Annotated in this window: 16 protein-coding genes; 13 read left to right on the forward strand and 3 right to left on the reverse strand. The window is 55.8% G+C overall.

Annotated elements, in window-relative coordinates:
• Window positions 1-446 precede the first annotated feature (446 nt).
• Window positions 447-1,655 carry a tyrosine--tRNA ligase gene (tyrS, locus tag L881_RS0100580; protein ID WP_025731789.1) on the reverse strand — a complete coding sequence of 403 codons (1,209 nt, stop codon included), beginning with the start codon at window positions 1,653-1,655 and terminating at the stop codon, window positions 447-449.
• A gap of 207 nt (window positions 1,656-1,862) precedes the next feature.
• Here tyrS and L881_RS0100585 point away from each other — a divergent pair, with 207 nt between their 5' ends.
• The 6 genes from L881_RS0100585 (at window position 1,863) to L881_RS0100610 (ending at window position 6,381) form a co-directional block, all read left to right on the forward strand.
• Window positions 1,863-2,582: a YggS family pyridoxal phosphate-dependent enzyme gene (locus L881_RS0100585; RefSeq protein ID WP_025731790.1), complete on the forward strand. Its 720-nt coding sequence runs from the start codon at window positions 1,863-1,865 to the stop codon at window positions 2,580-2,582.
• Between the two features lie 59 nt (window positions 2,583-2,641).
• Window positions 2,642-3,466 carry a pyrroline-5-carboxylate reductase gene (gene proC / locus L881_RS0100590; RefSeq protein WP_025731791.1) on the forward strand — a complete coding sequence of 275 codons (825 nt, stop codon included), beginning with the start codon at window positions 2,642-2,644 and terminating at the stop codon, window positions 3,464-3,466.
• A gap of 127 nt (window positions 3,467-3,593) precedes the next feature.
• Window positions 3,594-4,163, forward strand: coding sequence for a YggT family protein (locus L881_RS0100595; RefSeq protein ID WP_025731792.1), 570 nt, complete (start codon window positions 3,594-3,596; stop codon window positions 4,161-4,163).
• Window positions 4,160-5,332 carry a homoserine O-succinyltransferase MetX gene (gene metX, locus L881_RS0100600; RefSeq protein WP_025731793.1) on the forward strand — a complete coding sequence of 391 codons (1,173 nt, stop codon included), beginning with the start codon at window positions 4,160-4,162 and terminating at the stop codon, window positions 5,330-5,332. The genes L881_RS0100595 and metX overlap by 4 nt, the downstream gene beginning before the upstream one ends.
• Before the next feature lie 5 nt (window positions 5,333-5,337).
• On the forward strand, window positions 5,338-5,922 hold the full coding sequence (metW, locus tag L881_RS0100605) for a methionine biosynthesis protein MetW (RefSeq protein WP_025731794.1): 585 nt from the start codon (window positions 5,338-5,340) through the stop codon (window positions 5,920-5,922).
• A 54-nt stretch (window positions 5,923-5,976) separates the two neighbouring features.
• A complete protein-coding gene (locus L881_RS0100610) occupies window positions 5,977-6,381 on the forward strand; it encodes an acyl-CoA thioesterase (RefSeq protein WP_025731795.1) in 405 nt (134 codons plus the stop codon).
• A gap of 139 nt (window positions 6,382-6,520) precedes the next feature.
• On the opposite strand, the gene sfsA is transcribed toward L881_RS0100610, so the two are convergent.
• Entirely contained in the window at window positions 6,521-7,243 is a 723-nt protein-coding gene (gene sfsA, locus L881_RS0100615; RefSeq protein WP_025731796.1) for a DNA/RNA nuclease SfsA, read from the reverse strand.
• 181 nt (window positions 7,244-7,424) lie between these two features.
• Here sfsA and dksA point away from each other — a divergent pair, with 181 nt between their 5' ends.
• On the forward strand, window positions 7,425-7,874 hold the full coding sequence (dksA, locus tag L881_RS0100620; RefSeq protein WP_025731797.1) for an RNA polymerase-binding protein DksA: 450 nt from the start codon (window positions 7,425-7,427) through the stop codon (window positions 7,872-7,874).
• A 95-nt stretch (window positions 7,875-7,969) separates the two neighbouring features.
• Here dksA and L881_RS14015 read toward each other — a convergent pair whose 3' ends face one another.
• Window positions 7,970-8,101, reverse strand: a complete 132-nt coding sequence (locus L881_RS14015) for a hypothetical protein (RefSeq protein ID WP_281172162.1) — start codon at window positions 8,099-8,101, stop codon at window positions 7,970-7,972.
• Here L881_RS14015 and L881_RS0100625 point away from each other — a divergent pair.
• The 6 genes from L881_RS0100625 (at window position 8,100) to panC (ending at window position 13,953) form a co-directional block, all read left to right on the forward strand.
• A complete protein-coding gene (locus tag L881_RS0100625; RefSeq protein WP_025731798.1) occupies window positions 8,100-8,804 on the forward strand; it encodes a phosphoribosyltransferase in 705 nt (234 codons plus the stop codon). The two genes, L881_RS14015 and L881_RS0100625, sit on opposite strands and share 2 nt — an antisense overlap.
• Window positions 8,801-9,700, forward strand: coding sequence for a tRNA glutamyl-Q(34) synthetase GluQRS (gluQRS, locus tag L881_RS0100630; RefSeq protein ID WP_025731799.1), 900 nt, complete (start codon window positions 8,801-8,803; stop codon window positions 9,698-9,700). The genes L881_RS0100625 and gluQRS overlap by 4 nt, the downstream gene beginning before the upstream one ends.
• A gap of 636 nt (window positions 9,701-10,336) precedes the next feature.
• On the forward strand, window positions 10,337-11,692 hold the full coding sequence (gene pcnB / locus L881_RS0100635) for a polynucleotide adenylyltransferase PcnB (protein WP_051464753.1): 1,356 nt from the start codon (window positions 10,337-10,339) through the stop codon (window positions 11,690-11,692).
• 7 nt (window positions 11,693-11,699) lie between these two features.
• The gene (gene folK / locus L881_RS0100640) at window positions 11,700-12,212 is read left to right on the forward strand and encodes a 2-amino-4-hydroxy-6-hydroxymethyldihydropteridine diphosphokinase (protein WP_025731801.1); all 513 of its coding nucleotides are present in this window, start codon (window positions 11,700-11,702) and stop codon (window positions 12,210-12,212) included.
• A 71-nt stretch (window positions 12,213-12,283) separates the two neighbouring features.
• Window positions 12,284-13,075 carry a 3-methyl-2-oxobutanoate hydroxymethyltransferase gene (gene panB, locus L881_RS0100645; RefSeq protein ID WP_025731802.1) on the forward strand — a complete coding sequence of 264 codons (792 nt, stop codon included), beginning with the start codon at window positions 12,284-12,286 and terminating at the stop codon, window positions 13,073-13,075.
• A 20-nt stretch (window positions 13,076-13,095) separates the two neighbouring features.
• Entirely contained in the window at window positions 13,096-13,953 is an 858-nt protein-coding gene (gene panC / locus L881_RS0100650; protein WP_025731803.1) for a pantoate--beta-alanine ligase, read from the forward strand.
• The last annotated feature ends 131 nt before the right edge of the window (window positions 13,954-14,084 follow it).

Consider the following 14,084-nt stretch of genomic DNA (forward strand, 5'->3'; position numbering starts at 1 on the left):
CTTAATCTCACCCGCCTGATACAGAATAAAAGGCGTTGCTCGTAAGAGCAGTGGTGAGTGACGTTGCCGTCCGAATCGAAACGAGCGCCCACACAAATTGTCTGATCGATTTTTTAAAGAGCGTTGAAAGAAGCGGTGAACTGCTCCGTTCAAGTGGATGCGTATTCTACGCAATCCTGAGTGGAAGTCAACTGCTTTTTTGTTTTCGTTAACGTTTCCGTTAATTCAACAACTCAGCGATTTTCTTCCGGAAATCAACAACTTGAAAACCTTGCTGACTTCCTCGTTGAGGCCCTGCCCCAGCGATGGAGGCGTACTTTACGCACCACACCGCCTCTTGGCAAGGGCTTTTGGAAAAGAATTTAAACAAAAGTGAAACAAGCCGAAAAAAGAGAACCGCTCTCCCACGGGAAGAGCGGTTCTGCACCATCTGCATATGGCTATATTCAGGCGCCGGAAACGACTGTCACCTTAGCAAAGTTGCGTTTGCCTGCCTGAATGACATAAGCGCGATCAAAGGCCAGCAGCGCATCCTTGGCGATGACTTCTCCATCCACCTTAACGCGCTGGTTGCCCAGCAGATCCTTGGCCTGGGCACTGTTTTTCACCAATCCGGCACGGTTGAGCACATAGGCGATTGGCGCTCCGCCATTGCCGTCGAAGGAGACCTCGACTTCTGCGATATCCTCAGGTACCTCACCATCACCCAAAACATTACCGTTAGCCTTGTGAGCATTGGTCGCTGCTTCGGCACCGTGATAGCGGGTAATGATCTCGCGCGCGAACTCCATTTTGATATCACGCGGGTTAGCACCCTCTTCTACCTGTTGCTTCAACGCATCCAGCTCTTCGTTGGACTTCAGGGAGAGCAGATCAAAATACTTCCAGATCAGGGCATCCGGCATAGATACCAGCTTGTTGAACATCACCCCAGGGGAGTCTTCAAGGCCCACATAGTTATTCAGCGACTTGGACATCTTTTGCACACCATCTAGCCCTTCGAGCAGCGGCATGGTGATGACCACCTGAGGTGGTTGCCCAAAATGCTTCTGCAACTCGCGCCCCATCAGCAAGTTGAATTTTTGATCGGTACCGCCCAGCTCGACATCCGCCTCTAGCGCTACCGAGTCGTACCCCTGTACCAGCGGATACAGGAATTCATGAATGGCGATCGACTGATTAGCGTTATAGCGCTTTTCAAAATCGTCACGTTCAAGCATGCGCGCCACTGTGCTTTGTGACGCCAGCTTGATCATGTCGCCTGCCGACATCGCACCGAACCACTCCGAATTGAAGCGCAGCTCGGTCTTGTCGGCGTCGAGAATCTTGAACACCTGCTCTTTATAGGTTTCAGCGTTGGTCTTGACCTGCTCTGTAGTAAGCGGCGGCCGTGTCGCGCTCTTCCCAGTAGGATCACCGATCATGCCGGTAAAGTCGCCAATCAGGAAAATCACCGTATGCCCCAGGTCCTGGAACTGGCGCAGCTTGGTCAACAGCACGCTGTGCCCAAGGTGCAGGTCAGGAGCGGTCGGATCAAATCCAGCCTTGATGCGCAGTTTTTTGCCGGACTGAAGTTTATCCAACAGGGTTTGTTCGAGGAGAATCTCGTCAGTTCCGCGCTTGATCAACTCAAACGCTTGGGCAACATCACTCATTGCGCATCTCTCAGGCCGTCTACAGATGTAAGAAAAGAAGAATACTCGCGGAGGCCGCGCCTACTATTGCGCCTCGCCATTAAAGATACGAAGTGTACCACGCTCACCAGGGACATTTCTTCGCAGGCACCTTTGGCGTCATGCACGCCAGTTGGGTAATATCCAACTTCTGACCAAGACGTGCAACGCAGCCCTTCAGGAACCCTCATGTCTGCCCAGGATATCTCTGCTTCACTTGCGCAGCAGCGCTTCAGCGCGGTGAATACCCGTTTACATAATGCAGTGGCGCATTCCCAACGCGAGCCAGGTAGTGTCAAGCTGCTCGCGGTCAGCAAAATGCAGACGCCGCAGCAAGTTGCCGAACTATATGATCTGGGCCAGCGTGCGTTCGGTGAAAATTACCTTCAGCAAGCCCTGGAAAAGCAGCAGGCACTGCCATCACTCGATATAGAGTGGCATTTCATCGGCCCTATTCAATCGAACAAGACCCGCGATATCGCCCATCACTTTGCTTGGGTACACAGCGTTGATCGTGAGAAGGTAGCGAAACGTTTAAGCGACCAGCGGCCCAGCAATCTCCCCCCGCTTCAGGTATGTATTCAAGTGAATGTGAGCGGGGAAGAGAGCAAATCAGGCGTTACCCCGGAAACGCTGCCCGCACTGGCTGCCAGTGTCGCCGAATTACCGGGGCTGCAATTGCGTGGTCTGATGGCACTGCCTGCCCCCACATCCGACGTATCAGCGCAGCACCTCTCCTTTAAAAAGCTGCGCGAGCTGATGGCGCAGCTGAACGAGCAACTGTCCACTCTCAAACTGGATACCCTCTCGATGGGAATGAGTGGTGATATGGAAGCCGCCATTGATGAAGGCACAACTATGGTACGAGTGGGCACAGCACTGTTTGGCCCTCGCCCGCCCATCGCTTGATTCCAGACATTCACGACAGCCCTTCGACTGTCGTTCTTACTCTCTATTCAGGAGGCACGATGCCAAGTCACATTACGTTTATTGGCGCGGGACACATGGCCCAGGCCATCATCCGCGGATTGATTCACAACGGCCATCCCGCCACCGAAATTACCGCTACCGCCACGCGCGATGAAACCCTGGCACCATTGGCACAGCAGTTGGGAATTAATACCACCACTGACAATAATGCTGCGGTAGCTCGCGCCGACGTTGTTATTCTTTCGGTCAAACCGCAAGGGCTTGCCGCTGTGTGTGCCTCGATCAAGGACGATATTCAGCAGAAGCAGCCATTGGTGATGTCCGTGGCCGCCGGCATTCGCTGCGAAGCCATCGAACGCTGGCTGGGTGACGGCATCAGCGTTATTCGCACCATGCCCAATACTCCTTCCCTACTCGGACGCGGAGCCGCGGGCCTTTATGCCAACGACAAGGTGGATGAAAAACAGCGTAGTATTGCCGCCGAAATCATGCAGGCGGTGGGAATCATTGAGTGGGTAGAGGAAGAATCCCTGCTAAGTGCCATAACGGCGATCGCTGGCAGCGCTCCCGCCTACTTTTACTATATGGTGGAATCCCTTGAGAACGCAGGTGTCGATCAAGGGCTACCGCGTGAAAGTGCTCGCCGTCTGGCCATTCAAACGGCGCTGGGTGCCGCAGAGATGTGTACATTGGGCGAAGATGATCCGGCTACCCTGAAACGCAAGGTCATGTCACCGAAAGGCACCACCGAGCAAGCCATTTTTGCCCTTGAGCGCGGCGGCTTCGAAGCGCTGGTGAAAACAGCATGTGACGCGTGCGCACAGCGGGCAGAGGAGTTGGCCGAGCAGCTCGACACCCCCTGAAATATCCCTGACGAAGTTACGGCGCACTGAAACGCGCCCTATAAAGCTGATCGAATCAGCCTCAGCGGCCCGGTGTTCAACGACAGGCTTTTTACCGGGCCGACACAGCAAGTGACGGAGTAGCACCATGGGTCAGTCCCTTCTTTCAGGCCCCGGCTTGATCAATTTTATTTTCAGCTTCTTTATTTTCGTCCTGATGGCACGATTCGCCATGCACGCTTCGAGAGTAGATGGCTACAATCCGATTGCGCATGGCGTTATCAGGGCAACCAATTGGCTCATCAAACCCATTCAGAAGGTTATTCGTCCTATCGCCGGACGCTTTGATCTCGCTACGGTTATCGCCGCACTCGTCGTCAAGGTGATTGCGTTGGTACTAACAGGGAATCAGGTATATGGCGTCGGCCCGCTACTGATTGCGGCAGTCGCTGGCGTGATACTGATGCTGCTTCAGGTCTATTGGTATGCGCTCATTCTGATGGTTGTGATGAGCTGGATTGCGCCCCAGGACAATCACCCGGCCCCCATGCTTATCCGCCAGCTGACCGAGCCGGTCATGGCGCCCTTGCGCAAGGTTATTCCGCCGCTGGGAATGCTGGACCTCTCCCCTATCATTGCGTTTCTACTGATCAATTTTCTGGAATACGGCGTCAGCGCGCTGGCTAACCGGCTTGTGATGGCGGTAATTCTCTCGTGAATACGTTGCCTGCCGATTCCATCGGTATTGTCGAAACAAAAACAGCGCACTTTGATACGCCGCTGCAACTGGCCTGCGGGCGCTCTCTGGAGCGTTATGAGCTGGTGTATGAAACCTACGGCACGCTGAATGAGCAGCGTACCAATGCGGTACTGATCTGCCATGCGCTCACGGGCAACCATCATGCTGCGGGCTGGCATGAGGGCGACAAGAAGCCAGGCTGGTGGGATGCCTATATCGGCCCCGGAAAAAGTATTGATACCAACCGGTTCTTTGTCATTTCCCTTAACAACCTTGGAGGTTGTGACGGCAGTACCGGGCCAACGTCGATCAACCCTGATACAGGGCGCATCTGGGGGCCTGACTTCCCGCTAATGACCGTACACGATTGGGTCGAGAGTCAGGCGCGACTGGCCGACCATCTGGGCATCACACACTTCGCCGCAGTGGTAGGCGGCAGCCTGGGAGGCATGCAGGCGATCCAATGGTCGCTCAGCTACCCTGAACGTGTCAGCCATACGGCCGCTATCGCCACCACCCCCAAACTGACCGCACAAAATATCGCCTTCAATGAAGTGGCCCGACAGGCGATTCGCTCTGACCCCGATTTTCGTGATGGCTGGTATAGCGAGCATCAAACCCTGCCCAGACGTGGATTACGCCTGGCACGCATGGTGGGCCATATTACCTATCTGTCAGAACTGGCGATGGGCAACAAGTTTGGGCGCGATGTACGTAACGAACTGAATTTTGGCTACGGTATCGAGTTCGAAGTGGAATCGTATCTGCGTTATCAGGGCAAGAACTTTTCTGATCGCTTTGATGCCAACACCTACCTGCTCATGACCAAAGCGCTGGATTACTTCGATCCAGCAGGTGAAGCCGATGGCGATCTGGCTCAAGCACTCACCCCTGCTCAAAGTCGCTTCCTGGTCGTCAGCTTTACCACTGACTGGCGCTTCGCTCCCTCGCGCTCACGGGAGCTGGTAGATGCATTGGTATTGGCCGGCAAGCGGGTAAGCTACGCCAATATCGACTCCTCCTACGGGCATGATGCGTTCCTGCTGCCCCACCCCCGCTATGAAGCGGTGCTGGGAGGATTTCTGAGGCAGGCAGGGGATACGCTCGGCCTTGCTGCCAGCACCACGGCCGAGGAGGCTTCATCATGACCACACTGCGCCGCGACCTGGCCCTTATCTACGACTGGGTTCCCCCGCATTCACGCATTCTTGACCTGGCGTGCGGCGAAGGTGATCTGCTCGATCATTTGGCGCGCCACAAGGATGTGACCGGCTATGGGCTGGAGATTGACCATCAGGGCATTAACGCCTGCATTGCGCGAGGCGTAGATGTTATTGAGCAAAATATCGACGATGGCCTGAGCAACTTTCCCGCCGACTCATTCGATCTGGTCGTGATGACGGAAGCACTGCAAGCGCTGGAACGCCCCGATTTCGCGCTCAATGAAATGCTGCGCGTTGCCCGCGAATGCATTATTACCTTCCCCAACTTCGCGTACTGGCGGCACCGCCTGCACCTGGGGCTGAAGGGCCGAATGCCCGTATCATCGTCGCTGCCTCACGCATGGTACGACACGCCCAATATTCACCTATCGACCTTCAAGGATTTTGCGCGCTTGTGCGAGGACAACGGGTATACCATTGTGGACCAGGTCATTGGTCGCGGTGACTCATGGCGTGGCGTAGGGCGCTGGCGCAATCTGCTCGGCGAAACTGCCATATTCCGCGTCAAGCGCTAGTATCTCCATGACTGACCAACGCCCCTTTTCCATAGATACAGGGAGGCACTTCACATGAACTTTCATACCCGCAAGTGGATAAAACCGGCTGATCTTAACCCCAATGGCACGCTGTTTGGCGGCAGCCTTTTGCGCTGGATCGACGAAGAAGCCGCCATTTACAGCATTATTCAGCTGGATAATCCCAAGGTAGTTACCAAGTTCGTATCGGAAATCAACTTCCTCTCAAGCGCAACGGAAGGCGACATTATCGAGCTAGGGTTAACCGCCACGCACTTTGGTAAAACCTCGATCACCCTGAAGTGCCATGTGCGTAACAAGATTACGCGCAAGAGCATTCTCACCATCGAAAAACTGGTCTTTGTCAATATGGGGGAGGATGGTCAGCCCGCGCCTCATGGCAAGACGAAAATCACCTATATCGAAGATCGCTTCAATGACAGTGAAGAGAAGCATTAATCTCGCCACCAGCAACGGCCCTGCTCAGGGCCGTTGTTATGTGCAGAACAGCTCAATAACATCCGCCGTGCATGGGGCACAGCAGCGCTGCAAAAAGCCAGAAGCCCGCTGCGTGTGAGACGCCTTCCCTCAGAAAAAGCTACTCCACCACTACCTTGAGCGCAGAGGCGAGCGCTATCTCCGCTTGCTTTTCTCGGGCATCAATACGACAACGGTAGGCCAGCACCTCCACACCAGACTGGATAGCGTCCTTCAGGCCCTTGGCATAGGCAGGATCAATATGCGCTGCTGGGCGAACTTCGTTGATCCCCGTGTGAGCCACACAGAACAGCAGCACCGCTCGTTTGCCGTGACGTGCCAGCGTCGCTAACGTGTTGAGGTGCTTAAGCCCCCTCACGCTCACGGCATCGGGGAAATAGCCAATACCGTTCTCTTCAAGCAGCGTCACCTGTTTGACTTCCACGAAACAGTGGCAGTGATCTACTTGCAGTTCGAAATCCAGGCGAGCATCGCCCACCTTTACTTCCGGCCGGATATGGCTACCACCCGCCAACTCGCTAATCACGCCAGCCTCGAGTGCTTCACGCACCAACGCGTTTGCGCGCGCAGTGTTGATACTCGCCATTGCCACGCCACCCGTTGCGGTAGGCAGCTCAATAAGCTCCCAGCTCCACGCCAGCTTGCGTTTGGGATTGTTGTGATATGACAGCCATACGGTAGCGCCGGGCTGGTTGAGGCCACGCATTGCGCCAGTATTGGCACAGTGCGCCGTCACCGTTTCTCCGGTGGCAAAAGTGATATCGGCCAGAAAGCGCTTATAGCGCTTTACCAGCGTTCCAGTGCGAAGGAAGCTGATTTTCAAGAGAAAGAAGCCTTAAGCCAAAGGAAGGGATAATGCGCCATTTACTGAAAGAGGGCCTGCTCGGGTTGCATTGTGGCGCATTTTTCTATAAAAGACTGGCCCTTCGGTAGAACATGAGTACCCGCGAGGGTATACAACGGCGGCCCTTGAGCCAAGACACACTGCGTAATGAGGCATCCCCATGGCAGTAGCCGAAAAGCAACCGGATGCGCTGAAAGAAGCGCTCTCTAAGTTCACCCCGTACCAGGCGGAACCGGGTGAAGAGTACATGAACGACAAGCAGCTTCAGCACTTTCGCGGCATCCTGCTGGAGTGGAAAAGCGATCTGATGCAGGAAGTGGATCGCACTGTTCGTCATCTTCAGGAAGAAGCCAACAACTTCGCTGATCCTTCCGACCGCGCAACTCAGGAAGAGGGCTTTAGCCTCGAACTGCGTACCCGCGATCGCGAGCGCAAGCTGCTGAAGAAGATCAACGAAACCATGGAGCGCATCGACGAAGATGACTACGGTTTCTGTGAAGCATGCGGCGTCGAAATCGGCATTCGCCGTCTCGAAGCACGCCCCACTGCTACCCTGTGCGTCGATTGCAAAACGCTTGCGGAGCTGAAGGAAAAGCAGCTCGGCAATTAGTCGAGTTGCGCTGTCATCCGCCACAAGCAGCTCCGGCATTCGCCGGGGCCTGCTTCTCTTCTATTGTTCGCACTCGCGCAACGTGATGTGCATCGTCACGCTCCTTCCCGCATGATACCGACCATGATTTCGTTATACTGCACCTGACGATAATGACCAGCAGTTGACCGGAAACAGCCACACGCCGCTTTACGCTTCACCTCACCAGCAAGGGTAACAAGGCTCATGGGCAGTAATGCACCTCACGGAAACAATGTCTGTTTTTTTGCCAGCGCCAGCGATGCACCACCTGTAGAAGATGGCATGTTTCGAGTCACGCTGGATGACGATAGCGTTCTCGATCTGCCGATCAAACCGCTTCCCAACAAGAGAGCCGCCATCGCTCTACTGATGTCGAATCAGGTAAGTTTCAGCGTCGATGAGCAGTTGATTGGGCGCCTGCTTCCCAAAATAGTGCCACTTGCACCTGACGTTATCGTCGGGGTTCCTACCTCTGGCCTTCACTATGCGCGCGTCATCGCCGAGCATCTGGGGCATCATCACTATGTGGCATTAGGGCAGTCGCGCAAGTTCTGGTTCGATGATCGCTACAGTGAGCCAGCCTCGTCGATTACCTCGTTAGGCACCAACCGCCATCTCTATCTTGATCCTAATCTGGCCGAGCGGGTGGCAGGCAAAAGGGTGCTGCTCATCGACGATGCGATTTCTACGGCAGGTACTGCACAGGCGGCATTACGTCTGCTCAAGCGTCTGGAAGCTGATACGGTGGCGCTCGCCGTTGCGCTCACGGAAGGGGATCGCTGGGTACATACGCTCAATGAATTCGAGCCGGGCTGGGCAGACAACGTCATCAGCCTGGGACATATTCCTGCGCTAAAACGCAGTGGCAAGGGCTGGCAGGCCGTGCCTGACGCCATTCAGAAGCAATGAGTGATTCGCCCTTATACTGCGGACGCTTCGCCCCTACCCCGTCAGGGCCGCTGCATTTCGGCTCTTTAATAGCGGCACTGGCGAGCTGGCTGGATGCACGGGCGAGCGGTGGGCAGTGGCGGGTACGTATAGAAGATGTTGACGTGCCTCGCTGTCCTGCGGGTGCCAGCAGCATCATTCTTGGGCAACTGGATAACTTCGGGCTGGAATGGGATGGCGAGGTGATCTATCAGCACCAGCGCAGCGATCTCTATCAGGCAGCGCTTGATCTGCTCAAACACGATGGATGCGCCTATCCTTGCGGATGCTCGCGTAAAGAGTGGCAGGCGTTCGCTCTCTACCCCGGCTGGTGCCGCGATGGCAATCGCCACCCTGATCGAGCGCCGGCATGGCGTCTGCGCATCGCTCACTCGGCTCCAACTGCTGAAGTGAGCTGGCAGGATCGGCGCATGGGAAGGCAGAAATGGCCGCTTGCCGATCTAAGCGATGTGGTGATTAAGCGCAGAGACGGCTGGTGGGCCTATCAGCTTGCGGTCGTCGTTGACGATAACGCTCAGGGCATCACCGACGTGGTACGCGGCGCGGATCTGCTCGATAACACGCCATGGCAGCTGTTATTGCAACAGCACCTTCACTACCCCACGCCTCATTACCTTCACTTGCCATTGGCTACCGCGTCCAACGGCCAGAAGCTATCAAAACAGAACCTCGCCCCCGCCCTGCCTGACAACGGCGATAAAATACGCGCCTGCCTTTTCGATGCCATCAACACTCTAGGCCAGCAGCCCCCAGCGGAACTGCGCCATGCCCCTGTTACAGAGCAGCTTCATTGGGCACGGCACAACTGGCAGGTAGAGCAACTGCCCTCCGCCGACGTAGTTCATAAAGACAGCTAATCGTCCCAATACTTCACGCCTGTCTCAGTGTTGAAAAAATGTGCACCAAAAAAGAGTGCCCGCACCCCTTTGGATCAAAAAGCTCTGTCGAATCAATGCTTAGCGCCGCCTGCTCCAATAACCCAACAGCCCTTCTCCAGTTAACCTAATGATTATTAAATGAAAATTAAAAACTGGCACGAGTCACGCATAATACGAAGCAAGAAAAAGAACAGCAGCGACTGCCGCAACAATAACAACAGCAGGTATCGCTGGGTGTCGGAAGAGCAATAACAACAATATCTCTTCCAGAGCATGAAGAGCACCGCCAACGAAAGGGTGTTCCGCAACGAGCGGTGAAAGCAGCATCGAGACATTGCTATCGGACAAGGGTCACGAACAACAACAATAGACCCATCACCCGATGCCAAGAACAACAATAATGGCGACGGCACTGTTTCTCGATTCATACCGCCCAGTGACAATGCACATGGCACTTTGCTCAGCGTGGGTATGAAGGAGGCGCAAGCCTCCTTTTTATTATCCATGACAGACATGCCCCCTGCTGTGACTTTGCAACCCCCGACGCCTTGGTTAAACTGAGCCTATCTAATCACGTGCCAACGGCACCCCGATCACTTCAGGCATCGTAAAGGTTTGAAAAACCAAGCTGGCTCACAGCCCTCCCAACCGGCACCCCGAATACTTTCCCGCGAAGAGCACTCCCTTTCGAGGAGCATGCTCAGCGAAAACGCGATCAAGGTTCTTCAGCGTCTTAACAGTTCCGGTTATGAATCGTATCTGGTAGGCGGCTGCGTGCGCGACGGTCTTTTGGGCGCACATCCCAAGGACTTTGACGTCGCCACCAATGCAACACCTGACCAGGTGAAATCCCTGTTCCGCAACGCGGTCATCATTGGTCGTCGTTTCCGTATCGTGCACGTCCGCTTCGGTCGTGAAATCATCGAGGTCACCACCTTCCGTGGTACCCATGATGACGAAGATGATGATCATCGCTCGCAGCGCTCTGCCGCGGGCATGCTGCTGCGCGATAACGTTTGGGGCAGCATCGACCAGGATGCGTTGCGCCGCGACTTCACCATCAATGCGCTCTATTACGACGTATCGGATCGTTCCATTCACGACTGGGCCAATGGCATCAACGATCTCGAACAGCGCCGTGTTCGCCTGATTGGCGATCCTGAGCGGCGCTATCGTGAAGACCCCGTGCGTATGCTGCGCGCGATTCGCTTTGCGGCCAAACTGGGCTTCGAGATCGAGCCACGTACAGCGGAGCCGATCAGCGAACTGGCGCCCTTGCTGCTGTCGATTCCGGCTGCGCGCATGTTTGACGAGGTGCTCAAGCTGTTCCTCAATGGCGCGGCCCTGGCCACCTATCGCGCCCTGCGTGAGCGCGGCGTCTTCGCCATGCTGTTCCCGGCCACTTTCGACGCCTTCAGCGTATTATCCTGGGCCGAACGCTTTGTAGAGCAAGCGCTGATCAATACCGATGAGCGAGTTCAGCAAGGCAAGACGGTAACACCTGCATTTCTGTACGGTGCATTGCTATGGCCGGGTGTGGTCATGGACACCATTGCGGCCATGCATGAAGGAGCGCCGCACGCACAGGCACAGCAGCAAGCATCCCAGCAGGTAATTGGCCGGCAGATTCAGCATACGGCCATTCCCAAGCGGTTCAGCTTCCCGATGCGTGATATCTGGGAATTACAGCTACGCCTGCCGCGTCGCAAGGGCAAGCGGGCCGAACAGACGCTCAATCATCCGCGTTTTCGCGCAGCCTTCGATTTCCTTCTGTTGCGCGAACAGGCGGGTGAAATAGCCCCAGGGCTGGGCGATTGGTGGGAGCATTATCAGACTGCCGAGGTCAGCGAACGCGAAGCAATGATCAGGGAAGTATCCCACTCTCCGCGTGATGCGGAAGACATTCCTCCTATGCCGACGCCGCCCCCTCCGCGCAAGCGCCGTCCGCGCCGCCGCACTCCCAAGGCGTAGCCGTGCCATGACCGCTTCGTTATTGAAACATCGGGCATTTATCGGGCTGGGCAGTAATCTGGATCAGCCCTCCACCCGAGTGATCGAGGCCATCAAGGCACTCGATCAGCTGCCATTGTGCCGAGTTGCCCAACAATCGCCGCTGTATCTGAGCACTCCAGTCGGCCCTCAGGATCAGGACGATTTCGTGAATGCGGTGGTTGAGCTGCATACGGCCTATACGCCGCTCGCTCTGCTTGACCAGCTTCAGCGGTTGGAACAGACCCAGCGCCGAGTACGGCTTCGCCATTGGGGGCCGCGCACACTGGATCTTGACCTGCTGCTGTACGACACGCTCGCGTTGTTATCTCCCCGGCTGGAAGTGCCTCACCGCGAGATGCTGAACCGCGTCTTTGTCTGGGCACCTCTGCTGGATATAGCACCGGAAGCAACGCTACCCGATGGGCAAGCCATCAAAACACGGGTGCCTCTCCATGACCGCGCACAGCTGAAGAGAATTCCACTTCAGGACAACGACTGAACGTTTAAGCTATTCTCCCTCCCCCTCAAGCGTTCTACACTAGCCTTTTCTGTTGTCATGAGAGAGTGACCATGCCTGCCATTACGCTGTCGACCCTTAATGGACTTCGCGAATCGAACCGTTCGTTCAGCTGTTTGACAGCCTACGATGCTACCTTTGCCCGCCTTGCCAGTGATGCTGGCATCGAAGTGCTGCTCGTCGGCGACTCCCTGGGAATGGTGCTGCAAGGCCACTCCACCACTCTTCCGGTCACGGTAGAAGACATTGCCTACCACACACGCTGCGTGGCGCGCGCCAATGTTGACAGCCTGATTATGGCCGATCTTCCTTTTATGGCGGATGCCAGCCTGTCCGAGCTGCTTAACAACGCCGCAATGCTGGTACGAGCGGGGGCACAGGTAGTCAAAATGGAAGGCAATGGCTGGATGGCGGAAGGTGTTGAGGCGCTGTCGCAGCGTGGTGTGCCGGTGTGCGCTCATATGGGGCTGACACCGCAGCACGTTAACGCGTTTGGCGGCTATCGCGTGCAGGGGCGTGATCCCGATGATGCTCAGCGCATTATCGACGATGCGCTGGCTCTCGAAGAAGCTGGAGCAGCACTGGTGCTGCTGGAGTGTGTGCCGCGAGATTTGGCTCAGGAAGTGCGGGATGCCCTGGCGATTCCCGTGATTGGGATTGGCGCTGGCCCTGACGTCGATGGCCAGATTCTGGTGATGCACGACGTACTGGGCGCTACCCAGGGCCGCGTCCCTCGCTTCGTGAAAAACTTCCTGTTTGGTGAAGCCTCCATTGCCGATGCGTTCGCAGCCTATCGTGAAGCGGTCATCAGTCATGAGTTTCCCGCCGAAGAGCACTGTTTCTAACCTTCCATGGACACTGTCCCATGCAATTAATCACCACCATCAGCGATATTCGCGAGCAGGTCGCCAAAGCACGTCAGCAACACCAACGCATTGCGTTGGTGCCCACCATGGGCAACCTTCATGAAGGGCATTTGACGCTCGTGCGCGAAGCCCGCCGCCACGCTGATGTGGTAGTGGCATCAATCTTCGTCAATCCCACCCAGTTTGGCCCCAACGAAGATTACGACCGCTATCCGCGCACTCTGGAAAGTGATCGTCAACAGCTCGCCGACAGCGGCTGTGATCTGCTGTTTGCTCCCTCCGCGCAGGAGATCTACCCCAACGGCCTTGAGAATCTTACTCGAGTGCACGTTCCTGCTGTTTCAGAAGGCTTGTGTGCGGGGTCACGCCCGAGCCATTTTGATGGTGTAGCCTCGGTAGTCTCGATTCTGTTCCATAGCGTCTGGCCCGATGTCGCGCTTTTCGGCAAGAAGGATTATCAGCAGCTTGGCGTCATCCGCAAAATGGTGCGCGACCTGCATATGCCGATCGAGATCGTTGGCGTCGATACCGTGCGCGACAACAGCGGCCTGGCGCTCTCTTCCCGCAACGGCTATCTCTCCAGCGAGGAGCATCAGCAGGCGGCCTTGATACGCCAGCGCTTAAGCGATATTGCGCTCAACATTCGTGATTCAGGAGATATTGAGCGTGCGCTCACAGAGGGGCGCCAACAGCTCGAAAGAGACGGCTTCACGCTGGATTACCTGGAGTGCCGAGATATTCATCTGACGCCCGTTACCAGCGAGACGCAGGCGGTAGTAGTGCTGGTGGCCGTCTGGTTGGGAACAACGCGGCTGATCGACAATATTGAAGTGACTCTCAACACTGCTGTCGCTTGAAGTTCCTGAGAGCATAAAAGCGCCTGAAGCCCATACAGGGGAAAGCTCACGCCGCTCGGCGACTTCTTCCCCAACACGCAAATGCCCCTGACAACCGCTTATCACACGGTTGCCAGGGGCATTGTTTAGCC

The sequence above is a fragment of the Carnimonas nigrificans ATCC BAA-78 genome (assembly GCF_000526695.1).
Classification (GTDB): Bacteria; Pseudomonadota; Gammaproteobacteria; order Pseudomonadales; family Halomonadaceae; genus Carnimonas; species Carnimonas nigrificans.

Coding starts and splice junctions, on each gene's coding strand:
- tyrS (WP_025731789.1), bottom strand. CDS start 1,655: ATGAGTGATGTTGCCCAAGCGTTTGAGTTGATCAAGCGCGGAACTGAC.
- L881_RS0100585 (WP_025731790.1), top strand. CDS start 1,863: ATGTCTGCCCAGGATATCTCTGCTTCACTTGCGCAGCAGCGCTTCAGC.
- proC (WP_025731791.1), top strand. CDS start 2,642: ATGCCAAGTCACATTACGTTTATTGGCGCGGGACACATGGCCCAGGCC.
- L881_RS0100595 (WP_025731792.1), top strand. CDS start 3,594: ATGGGTCAGTCCCTTCTTTCAGGCCCCGGCTTGATCAATTTTATTTTC.
- L881_RS0100610 (WP_025731795.1), top strand. CDS start 5,977: ATGAACTTTCATACCCGCAAGTGGATAAAACCGGCTGATCTTAACCCC.
- dksA (WP_025731797.1), top strand. CDS start 7,425: ATGGCAGTAGCCGAAAAGCAACCGGATGCGCTGAAAGAAGCGCTCTCT.
- L881_RS0100625 (WP_025731798.1), top strand. CDS start 8,100: ATGGGCAGTAATGCACCTCACGGAAACAATGTCTGTTTTTTTGCCAGC.
- L881_RS14015 (WP_281172162.1), bottom strand. CDS start 8,101: ATGAGCCTTGTTACCCTTGCTGGTGAGGTGAAGCGTAAAGCGGCGTGT.
- gluQRS (WP_025731799.1), top strand. CDS start 8,801: ATGAGTGATTCGCCCTTATACTGCGGACGCTTCGCCCCTACCCCGTCA.
- folK (WP_025731801.1), top strand. CDS start 11,700: ATGACCGCTTCGTTATTGAAACATCGGGCATTTATCGGGCTGGGCAGT.
- panB (WP_025731802.1), top strand. CDS start 12,284: ATGCCTGCCATTACGCTGTCGACCCTTAATGGACTTCGCGAATCGAAC.
- panC (WP_025731803.1), top strand. CDS start 13,096: ATGCAATTAATCACCACCATCAGCGATATTCGCGAGCAGGTCGCCAAA.